Source organism: Sphingobium sp. S6, assembly GCF_905120495.1.
In the GTDB taxonomy this organism is placed as follows: domain Bacteria; phylum Pseudomonadota; class Alphaproteobacteria; order Sphingomonadales; family Sphingomonadaceae; genus Sphingobium; species Sphingobium agri.
The window spans coordinates 620,289-637,552 of the sequence record NZ_CAJHOG010000002.1 but is presented as its reverse complement, the minus strand read 5'-3'; the positions used below and the strand labels follow the sequence as shown (position 1 = coordinate 637,552).

Below are 17,264 nucleotides of genomic sequence, written 5' to 3'. Positions count from 1 at the left end.
ATGCTGAGCGTCGCGCGCATAGCCGTACTGTCCGACAACTATGTCTGGCTGCTGCATGATGATGCCAGCAGAGAAACGGTCGTGATCGACCCCGCGGTGGCGGAACCCGTGCTGGCTGCGGCGGCGGAGCGGGGATGGACGATAAGCCAGATCTGGAATACGCACTGGCATGGCGATCATGTCGGCGGCAATGCGGCGATCAAGGCCGCGACCGGCTGCCGGATCACCGGACCCGCAGCGGAGGCCGCCAAGATCGGTACGCTCGACCGGCAGGTGGGCGAGGGCGACGAGGTACGCATCGGCGGCCATGTCGCGACCGTCATGGAGGTGCCTGCCCATACCGCCGGTCACATCGCCTATCATCTCGCCTCCGATCGCATCATATTTGTCGGCGACACGTTGTTCGCGATGGGCTGCGGGCGGCTGTTCGAAGGGACGGCCGACCAGATGTTCGCCAACATGGCCCGCTTCGCCGCCTTGCCCGACGAGACGGCGGTTTATTGCGCGCATGAATATACGCAGGGCAATGGCCGCTTCGCCCTGACGATCGAGCCGGACAATGAAGCGCTGGCGGCGCGTATGGCCGAGGTGGATGAGGCGCGGGCGCGGGGAGAAGCAACCGTGCCCACCACCATCGGCCTTGAGCGCGCGACCAATATCTTCATGCGCGCCAATGATGTGCAGGAACTCGCCCGTCGACGCACGGCCAAGGATACGGCCTGACGGTTCGGGCGTTACCGCGATTGCTCCGCCGTGCGGAGACAAGTGCAGGAGAAGTGCCATGCGTGCATGGATGTGTCTGGCGCCGCTGATGCTGGCAGCGTGCGCGGGTGGTGACGAACCCGCGCGTCTTACGGAAAAGCAAGCCGACCGGCTGGAAGCGGCGTTGGACGGCAAGGTCGCCGGTGATCCGGTCAGTTGCGTGAGCCGCTATCCCGGTTCCAGCCTGACCGCGATCAGCGAAAGCGTGTTGCTGTACCGGGTGAGCGGACGCCTCGTCTACCGCAACGACCTTAATGGCAGTTGCACCGGGCTTGGGCGGGGCGACACGCTCGTCATCAGGCCGACCGGCGCCGGGTCTCAATATTGCCGTGGCGACATCGTGCGAAGCGCCGATCTGGTTACCGGGTCCATCACGGGCGGTTGCGCGCTTGGCTCCTTCACACCTTATCGCACGCCGGATCGCTGACGTTCAACCTTTATACAAGGCGTCCAGCTGTTCGCTATAGCGCGCCTTGATGACATGGCGGCGGATTTTCATCGACGGTGTCATCTCGCCATTTTCTATGGTGAAGGGCTCCTCGGCCAGGATGATGCGGCGCACCCGTTCGGTCACGGAAAGCTCTTCATTCACCCGGTCCACCGCCGCCCTTAGCGCCGCCAGATATTGGGCGTCTTTCGCAAGCTGATCGGCCGTCTTCCCTCCGGCCAGCGCCCATTCGCGTGTCCACTCGGCATCCGGCACCAGCAGACCCACCAGATGCGGCCGCCGGTCGCCATAGACCATAGCCTGGCCGATCTCGGGCTGCAGCGTCAACATGCCCTCGACCTTCTGAGGCGACACATTGTCGCCCTTGTCGTTGACGATCAGGTCCTTCTTGCGGTCGGTGATCCGGATCCGGCCCTTGTGGTCGATCTCGCCAATGTCGCCGGTATGCAGCCAGCCGTTCTTCAGCGCTTTCTCGGTCTCCGCCGCGTTGCGCCAATAGCCCTGCATCACCAGTTCCCCGCGCACCAGGATCTCGCCATCATCGGCGATCTTTACCTCGACCCCGTCCAGCGGCGGCCCGACCGTGTCCATAGCGATGCCAACGCCGGGCCGGTTGCAGCTGACGACTGGCCCGGCCTCCGTCTGGCCATAGCCCTGTAGCAGCGTCAGCCCCATCGCATCGAAGAAGAGTCCGACATCAGGGTTGAGAGGCGCGCCGCCCGATACCAGAGCCTTCATGCGCCCGCCGAAGCGCTTGGCGATCTTGGGTTTCAGCGTCCGGTTCAGCAACAGCTTCACCGGCAGGTCGGCAATGGACCCCTCGCCCCTCTGCTCCTTGGCCGCGATCCGCAGGGACTGGGCCAGAAGCCAGGCCGGAAACTTGCCCTGCTTCTCGATCGATTTGATGATCCGTGCCCGCAGCACCTCGAACAGGCGGGGGACGACGACCATGATCGTGGGCCGCGCTTCCTCTATGTTGCTGGCGAGCTTCTCCAGCCCCTCGGCATAATAGATCTGCCCCGCCAGCATGATCGGCAGGAACTGGCCGCCGCTATGCTCATAGGCGTGGCTGAGCGGCAGGAAGGACAGGAAGACCTCGTCCCCCCATCCGAAATCCTCCGCCACCAGCTTTCCCGCGCCCTCGATATTGCACAGGATCGCGCCATGATGCTGCATGACGCCCCGGGGCGCACCGCCGGTGCCGCTGGTGTAGATGATGCAGGCAAGGTCGTTCCGCCCGGCGGTCTGTTCCGCCGCGCAGGCATCCGGATCGGCGATGTGCGACGCGATCATGTCCGCCCACAGATGGCAAGACAGATCGCCCTGCGCGCCGCGCAGCGGTTCCATGCCGACGATGAAGCTCGCCTGCGATCGCAGGACGGCGGGCATCAGCGTCTGGGCCAGCTTGGCGGTCGACACGATCACCGCCCGCGCGCCGCTGTCGGTCAGGATATGTTGATGATCGCGCGTCGTGTTGGTGGTGTAGGTCGGCACCGTCACGCACCCGGCTGCCATGATGGCAAGGTCGGCGATGCAGAATTCCGGCCGGTTCTCGCTCACCAGCATCACGGGGTCGCCTGGCTTCAGCCCTTGTGCCTTGAGGGCGGCGGCAAGGCCCGCAACCTGCAACGCCACCTCGGTCCAGCTAAGCGATTTCCAGCCGCCTGCTGTCTTGCGCCACAGGAAAGGCAGGTCGCCCATTTCCTTCGCCCGCGCGAAGAACATGGTCACCAGATTGGGATACTGTTCGATCGCCCGCAAGCAGCGCAACTCCTTGATTGAGGGCGCGTATCACCCGCGCATCCGCTCCTTCGGCCGCTATAGCCGTGCCTTGCCGTAGCGGTCACGCATTTTTCAGTCGAACAGCCCGTCCTGGAGACCGCTGGGTGGATTGAGACCGAGATGCTTCCAGCCCGGCCCGTTGAGACAGCGTCCGCGCGCCGTGCGCGCAATGAGGCCAAGCTGGATCAGATAGGGCTCGATCACCTCTTCGATCGTGTCGCGCGGCTCCGACAACCCTGCCGCCAGCGTTTCGACGCCCACCGGCCCGCCGCGATAAATGTCGGCGATCATCATCAGGTAGCGGCGATCCATAAGGTCAAGGCCAAGTTGATCGACTTCCAGACGGCTGAGCGCCGCGTCGGCGGCCTTGGCGTCCACCGCTTCGACACCAGCGACGTTCGCGAAATCGCGCACCCGCCGCAGTAATCGCCCCGCGATGCGCGGAGTTCCGCGCGACCGCCGGGCGATCTCGATCGCTCCGTCAGACGTGATGCCAAGGTCGAGCAACCGGGCAGCGCGCCGCACCACCAGTTCCAGTTCCTCGACGGTATAAAATTGCAGCCGCACCGGAATGCCGAAACGGTCGCGCAGCGGCGTCGTCAGCAGTCCCTGCCGCGTCGTCGCGCCCACCAGCGTGAAGCGGGGCAGGTCGATGCGCACCGACCGGGCCGATGGTCCCTCGCCGATCATCAGGTCGAGCGCCCGGTCCTCCATCGCGGGATAGAGGACTTCTTCCACGGCTGGATTGAGCCGGTGGATTTCGTCCACGAACAGCACGTCGCCTTCGTCGAGGTTGGTGAGCAGCGCCGCCAGATCCCCCGACTTGGCGATCACCGGGCCCGATGTCGCGCGAAAGCCGACGCCCATTTCCTTCGCAACGATCTGCGCCAGGGTCGTCTTGCCAAGGCCGGGCGGGCCAAAGAACAGCACATGGTCCAACGCGTCGCCGCGCTGCTTCGCCGCCTCGATGAAGACGCGCAGATTTTCGCGCGCTGCCTGCTGCCCGATAAATTCGGTGAGCGATTTGGGCCGCAGCGCTGCGTCCACATCCTCGGGACGGCGCGTCGAGGCGATCAACCGGTCCTCGCTCACTTGGCCGCCTTCCGCAGCGCCAGCCGCACCAGCGCATCCAGCGTCGCGCCTTCACCCAGCTCTTCTTCCGCCGCGGCAACCGCGCTGCTGGCCTCGACCGGCTTGAAACCGAGATTCTGAAGCGCAGACACGGCATCCGCGCCAAGCCCTCCGGCAGTCGCCGGGATGATGCCGGTGCCCGATATTCCACCCGCGCCCGGCGCGGCGCCGATCTTGTCCTTGAGCTCATTGACGATGCGCAGCGCCAGCTTGGGGCCGACGCCATTGGCGCGCGCCACCATGGCCTTGTCGCCCGTCGCCACCGCGCGATGCAGTTCGGCTGGTTCAAGCGCCGACAAAATGGCCAGCGCCACGCGCGACCCCACGCCCTGTACGCCGATCAGCAGGCGGAACCAGTCGCGCTCTTCTCCGCGCGCAAAGCCGACGAGCCGGATCGAATCCTCCGACACCAGCATTTCGGTATGCACGGTCACGGCTTCGCCCACCGGCCCCAGCGCAGCCAGCGTCCGGGACGATGCCCCGACCAGATAGCCCACGCCCGCCACATCGATGATCGCATGGTCCAGCCCGGTGCTGTCCAGCCGCCCTTTCAATTTCGCGATCATGCCCCGCACCCTTTGGTCATGGTCTGTTCTTTACAGCGTCTCCGGCGCAGCGCCAGTCAAAAGCGTGTTTGTCACGGCACCATTTGGTCTGCCGGGCGTAATGCAGCGAAATCCTCCCTTTTTTCAGGAAGCCATTGATGTCCATGCAAGCGCCGCTGCTCTCGCCGCAGGATTTCGTCTGCCCCGCCATTCGCCTTTCCGGCCCCGTCGACCAGGCGATGTATCTGCACTTCAAGGATGCACTCGCCGCCGCTCCTTCTGAAGGCTTGGTGGTAATAGAAATCGCGACGCTGGGGGGCGATCCCGAAATCGCCCGGATGATGGGCGAGGATATCCGGTTTCATTCCGAGCTTAGTCCCGGCCGTAGGCTCGTCTTCCTTGGCAAGACCGCCGTCTATTCGGCAGGAGCTACCTTCATGGGCTTCTTCGCCAAGGAGAATCGCTATCTCACCCGCGGGACGCGGGTCATGATCCATGAGCGGCTGATCACGAAGGACATCCATTTGCAGGGGCCGCTCACGACCTGCATCGCGCCGCTCAAAGCTGCGCTCAATGAGATAGAGTCTTCGATCACCATTCAAAATGAGGGCTTTTCGAACCTTATCCTTGGTTCCGACATCACGCTTGAGGAAGTCCTGCGCCGCGCCCCCGAAAACTGGTATCTGGAAGCCAATGAAGCTGCGTCGCTCGGTCTGGTGGCAGCCGTGCTCTAAAAGCGCGCAGCATTTGATCTGAAAACTGAAATTGATCCGAAAAACTAAAAGCCCCTCAGGCTGAGCCTGTCGAAGCCTTTCTCATTCTAAAACGTAAAACCCTTCGACAAGCTCAGGGCGAACGGTAGGAGAAGCAAATTCAGCGCGAACGGTAGTGAAAAGAAAAGCCGATTTGAGGCGCGATCCTGAAATCCTTCTGTTCGCTGCTCTTTGTGCCGTCAGGGGCGAACGGGCGCGCTCAGAAATAGCCCACCCTTGCCAGCCTCCGTTTTTTGCGGCTTCCTGATGGACATGAAGCCTGCCTCTTCGCGTCGCGCACGTTTCCCCTGGCGCTATGGGATGTTCCTGATGCTTCTGGCGACGGCCTTGCCCTTCGGCCTGATGATGCCTTGGCATCAGGCGGTGATGGCGGGGTTCGATTGTGCCTCTTCCGCTTTCATCGCCGCCGCAGCATCGCTCATTCATGCCGATCCGGACAGCATGCGCCGCAATGCCGAAGTGAACGACGCCAATCGCCGCCTCATGCTCCTTCTCACGGGTATCGTCTCATTGGTCGTTCTGGTTGCCGTGGGCGCTGCCGTCAGCCAGCATGGCGGCCCGAACGCGGCGGTCATAGCCCTGCTGCTCGTGACACTGGCGCTCGCTTGGCTCTTTTCGAACCTTGTCTATGCCATGCACTATGCGCATCTTTTCTATCTGGCCGATGCGCAGGGTTCAGATAGCCAGGGACTCGAATTTCCCGGCACGCCGGAGCCCGGCTACAGCGACTTCGTCTATTTCGCCTTCACCCTCGGCATGACATTTCAGACCTCGGACGTCACGATCACCGGCACGCCCATGCGCCAGGTCGTCACGGCGCACTGCCTTGCTGCCTTCCTGTTCAATCTCGGCATCCTCGCCTTCACGATCAACGTGCTCGGAGGCGCCTGAGCCAAGCTTCACGGCTTGCTTACCATTTGCAGGCATAAGCGCGAGCATGCCTCCTGCTGCCGACCCCTGCCCCCCATCCGCCGTCAGTCATGGCGTCGGCCTTGTTGGCCTCGCGGGGCTGGGTCTTTGGGCGATGGTGGCTCGGCATTATGGCATGAACGGCCCCAATGCGGGCTTTGCCGCGGTCGTCGCCTGCGGCCTTCCGATGGTCCTTTGGTCGCTGCTGGTGGACAAGGTTCATCGCAATGCTTCGACCGGCATCGATTGGCAGGCGCCACCCCGGCGGCTGCGCGCCGTGCTCGACATCAGCCTCGTAAAGGTCGCCGGACTTTGGGCGACATGGCTGGCGATCGCTATCTTCTACTGTCTCGCCCGCTGGTATTGGAACGGCAACTATCGCTACTCCATGGACCTGTTCATGGACGCCGCCCCCTGGCTGCTCCTGTTTTCCTTTCCTTATGTCGCATGGCTCGACCGGCGGCTGGTTGAGCCTCGTGACGCGACCTACGCTTTTGGCCAATGGGTCATCGGCGGCGCAGCAGGGAAACCCGACATGGCGCAGGTCGCCAATCACGCGCGCGCCTGGGCGGTCAAGGGCTTCTTCCTTGCCTTCATGCTCTCCATCGTGCCGGGCAATTTCGCCAGCATCGTCGACTGGCGGCTGGATCATGCCTTCGCGAACCCTGTGAGCCTGGCGGCCTTCCTGATCGCGGTCATGTTCATGATCGATGTCTGCATGGCAACGGTGGGCTATCTGCTGACATGCAAGCCGCTCGACTCCCACATCCGGTCAGCCAATCCGTTGCTTGCTGGCTGGGTCGCGGCGCTCATCTGCTATCCGCCCTTCGTGCTGATGGGGGGAGGGGGTCCGCTGGACTATCATGCGGGCGGTGCGGAATGGGATGTGTGGACGCAAGGGCACAGGGCGCTGCAATGGCTGCTCGGCGGCTGGCTGGTCCTGCTGACCGCCATTTACGCCTGGGCGACGGTCGTCTTCGGCATTCGCTTTTCCAACCTTACCCATCGGGGCATCCTGACCCACGGCCCTTATCGCTGGAGCCGTCATCCAGCTTATCTGTCAAAAAATCTCTTTTGGTGGTTTTCCGCGCTACCATTCCTCACAGTTTCTGGAAGCCTCACCGACATGGTCCGCAACTGCGCGATGCTGGCGATCACCAACGCCGTCTATTATTGGCGCGCGCGGACGGAGGAGGCGCACCTCTCCACTGACCCCGCCTACCGCGCCTATAGTGATTGGATGGAGCGCAACGCCCCCGTGCCCCGCCTCTTCGCCTGGATGACGGGGCGCGGGCGCAAGGCCGAACCGGCACTTAACCCAGCGGAATAGGTCAGAAGCTCTCGTCGGCATAGGCGCGGGAAAGATCGCCCGCCCACTCCCCATGATAGCGCTCCAGCAGCTCTTCGGCATGCGTCCGCCCTGCCGCCACGATCGCGTCCAGCGGCGCCAGATAGGCCGCTTCATCCGCGCCGCCATCGTTCAGCCGCGCCCGCGCCTTGAGCCCGCTGCGGCTGATATCCAGCACCTGAGCGGCGATATCCCGCAACTTGCGCCCGCCGGGAACCGGCGCGTCGAGCGCCAGCTTCGGCGCCGCGTCGCGCAACATCTGCCGGTCCTCCATCGTCCAGTCCTTCACCAGATCCCATGCGGCATCCAGCGCGCCCTGGTCATAGAGCAGGCCCACCCAGAATGCGGGCAGCGCCGTGATCCGATCGGCCCTTCCGCCATCGGCCCCGCGCATTTCCAGGAAGCTCTTCAGCCGCACCTCCGGGAAAGCGGTCGAAAGATGATCCTCCCAGTCCTTCTCCGTCGGCTTTTCACCCGGCAGCACCGATAGCCTGCCATCCAGGAAGTCGCGGAAGCTCAGGCCCGCCGCATCGATATAGCGGCCGTCGCGATAGACGAAATACATCGGCACATCGAGCGCATAGTCCGCATAACGCTCATAGCCGAAGCCATCCTCGAACACGAAGGGCAGCATGCCCGTCCGGTGCGGGTCCGTATCCGACCAGATATGGCTGCGATAGGACAGGAAGCCGTTGGGTTTGCCCTCTGTGAAAGGAGAATTGGCAAACAGCGCCGTCGCCAGCGGTTGCAGCGCCAGGCTGACACGGAACTTCTGCACCATGTCCGCCTCGCTGCCATAATCGAGGTTCGTCTGGATGGTGCAGGTGCGCAGCATCATGTCGAGGCCCATCGTGCCCACCCGTGGCATGTGCCGCAGCATGATGTCATAGCGCCCCTTGGGCATCACCGGCAGTTCGTCGCGCGTCTTGTCCGGCCACATGCCCAGGCCCAGGAAGCCCAGGCCCAGCATGCCGCCGACATATTTGACCTGCTCCAGGTGCCGCGCCGTCTCCGCGAAGGTCTGGTGCAGATTTTCCAGCGGCGCGCCGGACAATTCCAGCTGCCCCGCCGGTTCCAGGCTGACCGTCCCGTCAGAGCCCGACAGCGCGATGATATTGTCGCCCTCGAACACCGGGCTCCAGCCATAGCGGGTCAGGCCGATCAGCAATGTGTGGATGCCGCCCTGCTCGTCATAAGAGGGCGCATGATGATCGGCTTTGGAATAGACGAACTTCTCATGCTCGGTGCCGATGCGCCAGCGCTCCCTGGGCTTCGCGCCCTTGGAAAAGGCCAGGATCAGCTGATCGCGGCTTTCGATGACGGGATCGAGTCCCCCTGAGTCGGTTCTGGTGCTCATGCCCCGCCTTGTCTTGCCCCCCTTGCGCGTCAATCGACAGCGCTCAACGACCAAATAGGTTGCGCTGGCTGGGGCTGCAATCCAATTTCGGATTGCAACTGGCCCAGCTTTCCTATCGCCAGTCGCCGTTCAGCGTCATCCAGGCGGCCGTTGCTGCGATCGCGGCCGTCTCCGCGCGCAGGATGCGCGGGCCCAGCGAGACCGGAACGGCCTTGCCGACAGCGCGGATCGCCTCCCGCTCGGCTGGATCGAATCCGCCCTCGGGCCCGATAAGGAACGCCGCTGCGCCCGGATGCGCGCGCAGCGCCTCGTTCAGCGGTTCGCCGCCACTCTCATCGGCAAAGAACAGCCAGCGGTCATCGGGCCACTCCCGCAGCAGTGCGTCCAATTTCACCATCGCGCCCAGTTCCGGCAAGGCGGTGCGGCCGCACTGCTCCGCCGCCTCGACAAGATGCGCGTGCAACCGGTCGAGGTTCAGCTTGTCCACAACGGCCCGCCGCGTCAGCACCGGTTGCAGCTTCGCCACCCCCAGTTCGCACGCCTTTTCGGCGATCAGGTCGATGCGGCCCTTCTTGATCGGGGCGCAGCATAGCCAGAAATCGGGCACCTCTTCCGGCGCTTTCGTCTGGCTCACGCACTCCAGCACCAGGTCGCGCTTTCGCATGTCCCGCACCCGCGCGGCCCATTCGCCGGATCTGCCATCGAACAGCAATATGATGTCATCCGGCTTCACCCGCATGACGCTGATCAGATAATGGGCGGGATTGCCATCGACCGGCACGGCCACGCCATCGCCCAACTGCGTCTCGACATGCAGGCGCGGCGCGCTCTGCGGCGGCCAGGCGGGGGTTGCAGTCATCGAACATCCATCCCTTCGGGCTGCGCCGTCAACAAGCGCAGGACAGGCTTGTTGCGGCTCTCCACTCCTCTAAAGAGGAAGAACGGCCTTTCGACAAGCGAGCGTGACGTTGAGTGAGAGTATAGTACCCGACACCCAGGCGCGCAGCCTGCTTGCCCGCCTGCCCGCAACGCCTCGCGCCCTCGCCCTGCTCGCCCGGCTCGATCGTCCGATCGGCTGGTGGCTGCTCTTCTGGCCGGGTGCCTGGGCGGTGGTTCTGGCTGGCGGGGCAGGGGAGCGCTGGCCGCTCATCCTCTGGCTGTTGCTCGGCAGCATAGCCATGCGTGGCGCTGGCTGCGTGTTCAATGACATCGTCGATCGTGACCTTGACCGAAAGGTCGCTCGCACTGCCGCAAGACCGCTTGCCAGTGGTGCGGTCAGTCTGAAGGCGGCCTGGGCATGGCTGATCTTGCTCTGCCTCATCGGGCTGGTCGTCCTGCTGCAACTGCGCCCCTATGCGCAACTCGTCTCGCTCGGCAGCCTCGCGCTGGTGGCCGCCTACCCCTTCATGAAGCGCATCACCGGCTGGCCGCAGATCTGGCTCGGCCTCGTCTTCTCCTGGGCGGCGCTCGTCGGCTGGAGCGAGGTGGCGGGCGCGCTTACCCTGCCGGGGCTACTCCTTTACGCAGGCACCATCTTCTGGGTTGTAGGTTATGATACCATCTATGCATTGCAGGACAGGGAGGATGACGCGTTGATCGGTATCGGGTCGAGCGCCCTTTCTATGGGCCGCCATGTCCGTGCTGGCGTAACACTCTGCTATATGGCCGCACTTGCCCTATGGGCCGCAGCGCTGTGGCAGGTCCGGCCGCAATGGCTTGCTCTCGCCGCGTTGCTGCCGATGGCGGCGCATCTCCTCTGGCAGGTGGGAACGCTGAAGGAGGATGGAGCCGACCCGCTGACCAAATTCCGGTCGAACCGCTTTGCCGGGCTCCTCATGTTCCTCGGCTGTCTGGTGGTAGGCAGCGCATGAGCAGCGGTCCCCTCCCGGGCGAGGATTGCTGGCGCATCGCCCGCGCCACCAAGGCCAGCGTGATCATCGATGCGGAAGCCTATTTCCGCCACGCCCGTGCCGCCATGCTCAAGGCGAAGCGCCGCATCATGCTGATCGGATGGGATTTCGATGCAGCCATAAGCCTCATCCGCGAAGATGAGGCGAAAGATGGCGCGCCCGTCATCATCGGCGACTTCATCAGCTGGCTCGTCGCAGAGAAGCCGGAGCTTGAGATTTTCCTGCTGCGCTGGGACGTTGGCGCGATGAAGTCGATGGTGCAGCCCGCCAACCTCTTCACCACCGTCAAATGGATGGCCAACAAGCGGATTCAGGTGAAGCTGGACAGCCATCATCCGCCCGCGGCCTCGCACCACCAGAAGATCGTCGTGATCGACGACTGCTTCGCTTTTTGCGGCGGCATCGACATGACCGGCGACCGTTGGGACACGCGCCACCACCGTGACGAAGACCCTGGCCGCCACCATCCCGATGGCTCGCCCTATGGTCCCTGGCATGACGCCACCACCGCATTGCAGGGCGATGTGGCGATGGTGCTGGGCGACCATGCCCGTGCCCGATGGCAGGGTGCAGGCGGTGGCGAGTTGGAGCCCATCTTCGGCGAACATGATTGCTGGCCCGATGCGCTGGCGGTGCAGTTCGAAAATGTCGACATCGCCATTTCCCGGTCAGCGCCGGAAATGGAGGATCAGCAGCCGCACCGGGAGATCGAGAAGCTCTATCTGAACCAGATCGCGGCGGCCCGGCACAGCATCTATGCCGAAAGCCAATATTTCGCGTCGCGCCGCATAGCGGAGGCGATCGCTGCACGGCTCGGCGATCCCGACGGCCCGGAAATCGTCATCATCAATCCCGAACAGGCTGATGGCTGGCTGGAACAGCAGGCGATGGACACGGCCCGCGCCCGGCTGGTGGAAGCGCTGCGCGCCCGCGACACCTATGGCAAGCTGCGCATCTACCATCCTTTCACCGTGCGCGGCGAACCCATCTACGTCCATGCCAAGATCATGATCGTCGATGACCGCAGCGTGCGCGTCGGGTCGTCCAACATGAACAACCGCTCGCTGCGGCTCGACACTGAATGCGACGTGACGATCGACACGGTACTGCCTGCGAACGCTGGGCAGAAGGCGACCATCCTTGCCATCCGCGACGACCTCATCGCAGAGCATCTGGACCTGCCTGCGGAACGCGTCTCCGCCGTCATCGCAGAGCGTGGACTGATCGCCGCCATCGAACAGTTGCGCGACAAGCCGGGCCGAACCTTGCGTCCCTATGTGACGCCGGACCTTAACGATGTGCAGGCCTGGCTCGCCGACAATGAGGTGCTGGATCCCGAAGGTCCTGAGGAAATGTTCGAGCCCACAACGTCCAAGGGATTATTCCGAAGGACGTTTCGCTCCTTCGGCAAGGCTTAGCTTCACCACAATATTCCGTTCGCGTCAGGCGACAGCGGTTTGGGCGCAGGCGCGCCCAGGCCTTGCAGCAGATCTATTTCGATCGTCCGGCACATGGCGCTTAGCGGCAGATCGTGCGGGCTGTCGGCGAATGGGTCCACCAGGTCGTCACCGATCGCCAGTACGGCCAAAAACATCAGGCCTGCGATCGTCGAACCCAATGGTGTCGCAAGGCCCAGCGCCTCGATGAGGCCGATCGGCAGCAATATGCAAAGCAGATGGGTGAAGAATGTGGGGAAGAAACGATATTGCATGGGAAGTGGCGTATTCTTCAGCCGTTCCATCCCGCCCTGTGCATTGGCGATGTCGATCAGGACCGATTCCATCCTGCTTTGCTGAATGGTGTCGATCCAGCCTTTGGCGCGGGCAGCGTTGATTTGGCGTCCGATGCCATCAAGGACGGCATTCGCGCTATTGGTGCGCGCCAGTGCCGCCTCCGCTTCGCCACTCGGCAGCGATTTCGTGATCTCGCCGCCAGGATCCTGTCGCCGAAGCTGGCAGCGCAGGGCGTTGACATAGGCGATCTGACGAACAACGATTGATCGTCGTGCATCGATCGCCTCCACCGGCAAAAAGCTCCCCGCCTGCCGCGCCAGGTTGCGGCTGGCGTTGATCATCAGGCCCCACAGCATCCGCCCTTCCCACCACCGCTGATAGGCCGAGTTGCTGCGAAAGCCGAGGAACAGCGCAAGCGCGGATCCGAATAGGGCGAGCGGCAGCGAAGGTGCTTGGAACGGCAGTGCATAATAGGTGATCGTTACGAACACATCCCAGATGAAGAGGAGCGCTAACGGCTTCCAGACTTCACATATAATCTGTTGCAGGCCGGGCCTGGCGGTGACGATCATGAAATCACAAACCCCTTGCTTGCCATGGCGCACATCGATTTCAGTGCGCTGCATTCAAAAGGGTGACCGACCTGTATCATGGACGGGCGGAAGCGCTGAACATAGCCGCTGCGATTCCGGACCCTGGCCTTAGTTCAAACCATTCCGGCCGGTCGATCGCCACGAGGAAGGCCAGAACAGCCACCCCGAAGCTTAACAACATCAGCGACCCGATCAGGCTCTCCTTTGTCTTTCGCTTGGATTGACGATGATCCTGCATGCTTGTCTCCTTTTAATCGGATAAGGCAGAGCGATGTAAGAACCAAGCTATGCAGGTCTACAAGCGGACAGTTACATAATATTGCTGCAGCGCAATATGTCGGTGAACGGAGCCGGTAGCAGGTCAAGATACTGGTATGGCCAGATATTTTGTTCATTATCCCGATAGGTTCAGCGGTTGGTGACGCGCTTGCAACTCGTCGCCACGAAGCGAACTCACTCTGCTGCGAGCAACGCCTCGGCTCCGCCCAGATTGACGGACACTAGACGGCTGACGCCACGTTCAACCATAGTCACGCCGAACAGGCGGTGCATGCGCGCCATCGTGACCGCGTTGTGACTGACGATCAGGTAACGGGTATCGGTCTGGCCCACCATGACGTCCAGCAGATCGCAGAAGCGCTCGACATTGGCATCGTCCAGCGGCGCGTCGACTTCGTCCAGCACGCAGATGGGCGCCGGATTTGTGAGGAACAGGCCGAATATCAGCGCAACGGCCGTCAGCGCCTGCTCACCGCCCGACAAAAGGGTCAGCGCCGCCAGCTTCTTGCCCGGCGGCTGCGCCATGATTTCCAGTCCGGCCTCCAGCGGATCATCGCTGTCGATCAATTCCAGATGCGCTTGCCCGCCGTTGAACAAGGTGGTGAACAGACGCCGGAAATGGCCGTCCACAGCCTCGAAGGCCGCGAGCAGCCGCTGCCGCCCTTCGCGATTGAGGCTCCCGATCGACCCGCGCAGCCGGTTGATGGCTTGAGCCAGCTCCTCGCTTTCGGCCCGGCTGGCGGCCTGTGTGGCCTCCAGTTCTTCCAGCTCCTGCGCCGCCACCAGATTGACCGGCCCGATCCGCTCGCGCTCCGCGGACAAACGATCATGTTCGCCTTGCTCGCTTTGCGCGATCCGGATTTCGGCGCTGGCGAAGCCCAGCTTTTCGGGAAGAACTGGCGGCGGACATTCAAAGCGTTCGCCTGACAGGCGATTGGTCTCTATCCGCTTCTCGTCCGCCGCTTCGGCCCGCGCTGCGGCAGTGGCGCGCCGTTCGCGTGCCTCAGCCAGTGTTTCGCCCGCTTGCGCGGCCTTGGTCTCGGCAGTGCGCAAAGCCGCTTCCGCCTCGCTCTCCGCGCGCCGCGCCGCCTCGGCGGTGTCCACCAACGCCGCGCCCTCATTGGAAAGCCGTGCGATCGCTTCCGCCAGCTGCTCCGGCTGATCGGTCAAAGCGTCGCGTTCGGCAGTGATCGTCTGGCCCCGATCGACCATGGCGGCGATTCGCTTTGCCGCTTCCCCCGCGCGCGCGCGCCACCCTTTGGCCTCCGCATCGGCCGCCGCCATCCGTTCCCGATCGCTCGCCAACGCCCTGTCGGCCAGCGCCTGATCCGCCTGCAACTGACTGACGGAAAGACGCGCCTTGTCGCTCAGCTGCGAAAGGGACGCGACCAGCGCCCGTGTCTCCGCGCCATCCGGCACCGCCGCCCGGGCGGCATCCGCCTTGTCATGCTCGATCCTGGCGGTCTCCAGGTCAGCACGGGCTTCCGCCAGACGTTCTTCGATCGCCTCCCGCCGACCGGCAAGCCGTTCGAGCGCGGTGGCGGCCTCATCGGCGGCGCGCAGGGCCGCCCGCAAGCGTTGGTCGGCCGCGCCAAGCTGCGTGCGGGCAGTCGCCAGCGCTTGCGCTGCCGCCTTCTCCTGCGCCGCGGCTTCATCCTGTGCCTGGCGAGCTGTTTCGACCTCCGCTTGCGCCGCTGGCCGGGTGGCCTCGATCGCCTCCAGCCGGTTGAGCCGGATCAGCCGCTCGGCCGCCGCCGCTCCGCCCTCGGCCGCGACATAGCCGTCCCAGCGCCGGAGCTGCCCGTCCTTCGTGACCAGCCGCTGTCCCACCGCCAACGGCTGTCCCTGATCTGTGTCCACAACGGCCACCTGCGACAGCCGCCGCACCAGTTCCTCGGGCGCGCTGACATGGGCCGCCAGCGCCGTGCACCCGGAGGGCAAGGCTGGGTCACCTTCCAGCAGCACCGCGCCTCCCCAGCGCCGCGTGCCCTGCGCACCCACCGCAGCTTCCAGGTCGTCGCCCAGTGCAGCGGCCAGCGCGCGTTCGAACCCCGGCGCTGCCTTCACCTGATCCAGCGCCCTTTTCCGCCCGCTGCCGCTCTCGACAGCGCGTTTTAGCGCGGCGGCCTCGCTGTCGAGCGCGGCCAGGCCTGCCCGCGCGGCCGATAGCGCTGCTTCCGCCGCTGCGCGTGCCTCGGACGCCCTCTGCCGCGCGGCTTCCGCCTGCCCGATCGCCCCCTCCGCGCTATCGCGATCCGCTCCTGTCTGCGCCTGGGCGGTCAGCGCGTCGTTTCGCTTCGCTTCCAGCGGCGCAACATCGGGCAGGGCAGCCGCCTCGGCGCCGAGCCGCGCCACCTCACGCTCCGCTCGCTCCAATCGGCTTCGCGCTGCCGCCAGCGCCGCTTCAGCGACGCGCAACTCCGCCTGTTCGCTCGCCTGTCGCGCCATCGCCTTGGCCAATTCCAGCTCCGCGTCGCGCGCCGCATCCTCCGCCTGCGCGATCCGCCCTGCAAAGTCAGGCCGCATCGCCTCAGTCTGTGCAATTCGCTGTTTCAATCTTGAGATCTCGCCCGAAAGCCGGGCAATCGCCTCCGCCGCGTCGTTGGCGAGGGTCCCTTCCCGCGCGCGATCCTCTTCCAGCCGTTCGGACTGCTGCGCCAGATCATGCAGCCGCCGCACCACGCCATCACGCTCGGTCTTCAGCGCCGATAGTCTATGGCCCGCCTCATTGGCCTGATCCCGCGCTGCCTGCGCCGCCGCCCGCCGCTCAGCAAGCGTCTCGACCGCAGCATTGGCATGCACGGCCGCCGCCGCTTGCGCCTCCTGAGCAGTCCGCACCGCGCCTTCAGCCTCGGCGGCTTCCTTCCGCGCGGCATCTGCACTCGCCGACGCTTCACGCCAGCGCGCGAAGATGACGCGCCCTTCGGCGACCCTGATCTGCTCGGACAGCTTGATATAGCGTTCGGCGGCCTTCGCCTGCCGCCGCAGGCTGCTCGCCCGCGCTTCCATGTCGGTCAAAATCTCGTCAAGGCGGGCGAGATTGGCCTCGGCCGCGCGCAGCTTCTGCTCCGCATCCTTGCGCCGGACATGCAGGCCGGAAATGCCTGCCGCTTCCTCCAGCATGGCCCGCCGTTCCTGCGGACGCGCGGCGATAACGGCGGCGATCCGCCCCTGGCTCACCAGTGCCGGGCTATGCGGCCCGGTGGCGGCATCAGCGAAGATCAGCGATACGTCCTTCGCCCGCACGTCGCGGCCGTTCGCGCGGTAGGCGCTGCCTGCGCCGCGCTCGATCCGCCGCGTGACTTCCAGTTCACCGTCGGCGCCGACCTCTACCGCATTGAACAGCTCACCCTGTTCCTGCACCGTCAGCAGCGATACTTCGGCAAAGTCCCGCTGCGGCCGGGTAGACGTGCCCGCGAAGATCACATCCTCCATGCCAGCGCCGCGCATCGACTTGGCGCTGGATTCGCCCATCACCCAGCGGATCGCCTCGAGCAGGTTGGACTTGCCGCAACCATTGGGGCCGACGATCCCGGTAAGGCCCGGTTCGATGCGCAACTCCGTCGGATCGACGAAGCTCTTGAAGCCGGAAAGCTTGAGGCGCTTTATCTGCATGACCGTCCGCCGGGGCAGCGCGCCGCCGCCCCGCCTTCAACGGGCAAGCTCATTGCAGATGTCCGCCCCCCTTCAGTCA

General features: G+C 64.4%; 15 protein-coding genes. 7 read left to right on the top strand and 8 right to left on the bottom strand.

The window, feature by feature from the left end:
- Together gloB and SPHS8_RS10180 are read left to right on the top strand one after the other, a co-directional pair.
- Complete coding sequence (gene gloB / locus SPHS8_RS10185; RefSeq protein ID WP_201515379.1) at positions 1–723, top strand: hydroxyacylglutathione hydrolase; 723 nt, start codon at positions 1–3, stop codon at positions 721–723.
- A 58-nt stretch (positions 724–781) separates the two neighbouring features.
- Complete coding sequence (locus SPHS8_RS10180) at positions 782–1,189, top strand: hypothetical protein (protein WP_201515378.1); 408 nt, start codon at positions 782–784, stop codon at positions 1,187–1,189.
- A 3-nt stretch (positions 1,190–1,192) separates the two neighbouring features.
- Here SPHS8_RS10180 and SPHS8_RS10175 read toward each other — a convergent pair whose 3' ends face one another.
- The 3 genes from SPHS8_RS10175 to ruvA all read right to left on the bottom strand — a co-directional run bounded on the left by SPHS8_RS10175 (position 1,193) and on the right by ruvA (position 4,689).
- Positions 1,193–2,935 carry an AMP-dependent synthetase/ligase gene (locus tag SPHS8_RS10175; protein ID WP_201515516.1) on the bottom strand — a complete coding sequence of 581 codons (1,743 nt, stop codon included), beginning with the start codon at positions 2,933–2,935 and terminating at the stop codon, positions 1,193–1,195.
- 129 nt (positions 2,936–3,064) lie between these two features.
- The gene (ruvB, locus tag SPHS8_RS10170) at positions 3,065–4,084 is read right to left on the bottom strand and encodes a Holliday junction branch migration DNA helicase RuvB (RefSeq protein ID WP_201515377.1); all 1,020 of its coding nucleotides are present in this window, start codon (positions 4,082–4,084) and stop codon (positions 3,065–3,067) included.
- Positions 4,081–4,689, bottom strand: a complete 609-nt coding sequence (ruvA, locus tag SPHS8_RS10165) for a Holliday junction branch migration protein RuvA (protein WP_201515376.1) — start codon at positions 4,687–4,689, stop codon at positions 4,081–4,083. Before ruvA ends, ruvB begins: the two co-directional genes overlap by 4 nt.
- Positions 4,690–4,826: 137 nt before the next feature.
- Here ruvA and SPHS8_RS10160 point away from each other — a divergent pair, with 137 nt between their 5' ends.
- The 3 genes from SPHS8_RS10160 to SPHS8_RS10150 all read left to right on the top strand — a co-directional run bounded on the left by SPHS8_RS10160 (position 4,827) and on the right by SPHS8_RS10150 (position 7,680).
- Complete coding sequence (locus SPHS8_RS10160; RefSeq protein ID WP_201515375.1) at positions 4,827–5,402, top strand: peptidase S14; 576 nt, start codon at positions 4,827–4,829, stop codon at positions 5,400–5,402.
- 291 nt (positions 5,403–5,693) lie between these two features.
- Positions 5,694–6,332, top strand: a complete 639-nt coding sequence (locus SPHS8_RS10155) for a DUF1345 domain-containing protein (RefSeq protein ID WP_201515515.1) — start codon at positions 5,694–5,696, stop codon at positions 6,330–6,332.
- A gap of 46 nt (positions 6,333–6,378) precedes the next feature.
- Entirely contained in the window at positions 6,379–7,680 is a 1,302-nt protein-coding gene (locus SPHS8_RS10150) for a methyltransferase family protein (RefSeq protein ID WP_201515374.1), read from the top strand.
- A 1-nt stretch (position 7,681) separates the two neighbouring features.
- On the opposite strand, the gene SPHS8_RS10145 is transcribed toward SPHS8_RS10150, so the two are convergent.
- Together SPHS8_RS10145 and SPHS8_RS10140 are read right to left on the bottom strand one after the other, a co-directional pair.
- Complete coding sequence (locus SPHS8_RS10145) at positions 7,682–9,055, bottom strand: glutamate--cysteine ligase (RefSeq protein WP_201515373.1); 1,374 nt, start codon at positions 9,053–9,055, stop codon at positions 7,682–7,684.
- A 112-nt stretch (positions 9,056–9,167) separates the two neighbouring features.
- Positions 9,168–9,914 carry a 16S rRNA (uracil(1498)-N(3))-methyltransferase gene (locus SPHS8_RS10140; RefSeq protein WP_097090615.1) on the bottom strand — a complete coding sequence of 249 codons (747 nt, stop codon included), beginning with the start codon at positions 9,912–9,914 and terminating at the stop codon, positions 9,168–9,170.
- 109 nt (positions 9,915–10,023) lie between these two features.
- Here SPHS8_RS10140 and ubiA point away from each other — a divergent pair, with 109 nt between their 5' ends.
- Together ubiA and SPHS8_RS10130 are read left to right on the top strand one after the other, a co-directional pair.
- Positions 10,024–10,926 (top strand): 4-hydroxybenzoate octaprenyltransferase, encoded by a 903-nt coding sequence (gene ubiA / locus SPHS8_RS10135; protein WP_201515372.1) that lies wholly within the window; start codon positions 10,024–10,026, stop codon positions 10,924–10,926.
- Positions 10,923–12,383 carry a phospholipase D-like domain-containing protein gene (locus tag SPHS8_RS10130; protein ID WP_201515371.1) on the top strand — a complete coding sequence of 487 codons (1,461 nt, stop codon included), beginning with the start codon at positions 10,923–10,925 and terminating at the stop codon, positions 12,381–12,383. Before ubiA ends, SPHS8_RS10130 begins: the two co-directional genes overlap by 4 nt.
- A 2-nt stretch (positions 12,384–12,385) precedes the next feature.
- Here the strand turns inward: SPHS8_RS10130 and SPHS8_RS10125 are convergent, their stop codons facing one another.
- From SPHS8_RS10125 to smc, 3 genes are all read right to left on the bottom strand, one after another.
- A complete protein-coding gene (locus SPHS8_RS10125) occupies positions 12,386–13,270 on the bottom strand; it encodes a bestrophin family protein (protein WP_201515370.1) in 885 nt (294 codons plus the stop codon).
- A 76-nt stretch (positions 13,271–13,346) separates the two neighbouring features.
- Positions 13,347–13,529 (bottom strand): hypothetical protein, encoded by a 183-nt coding sequence (locus SPHS8_RS10120; RefSeq protein WP_201515369.1) that lies wholly within the window; start codon positions 13,527–13,529, stop codon positions 13,347–13,349.
- Between the two features lie 215 nt (positions 13,530–13,744).
- Positions 13,745–17,185, bottom strand: a complete 3,441-nt coding sequence (gene smc, locus SPHS8_RS10115) for a chromosome segregation protein SMC (RefSeq protein WP_201515368.1) — start codon at positions 17,183–17,185, stop codon at positions 13,745–13,747.
- Positions 17,186–17,264: the final 79 nt, after the last annotated feature.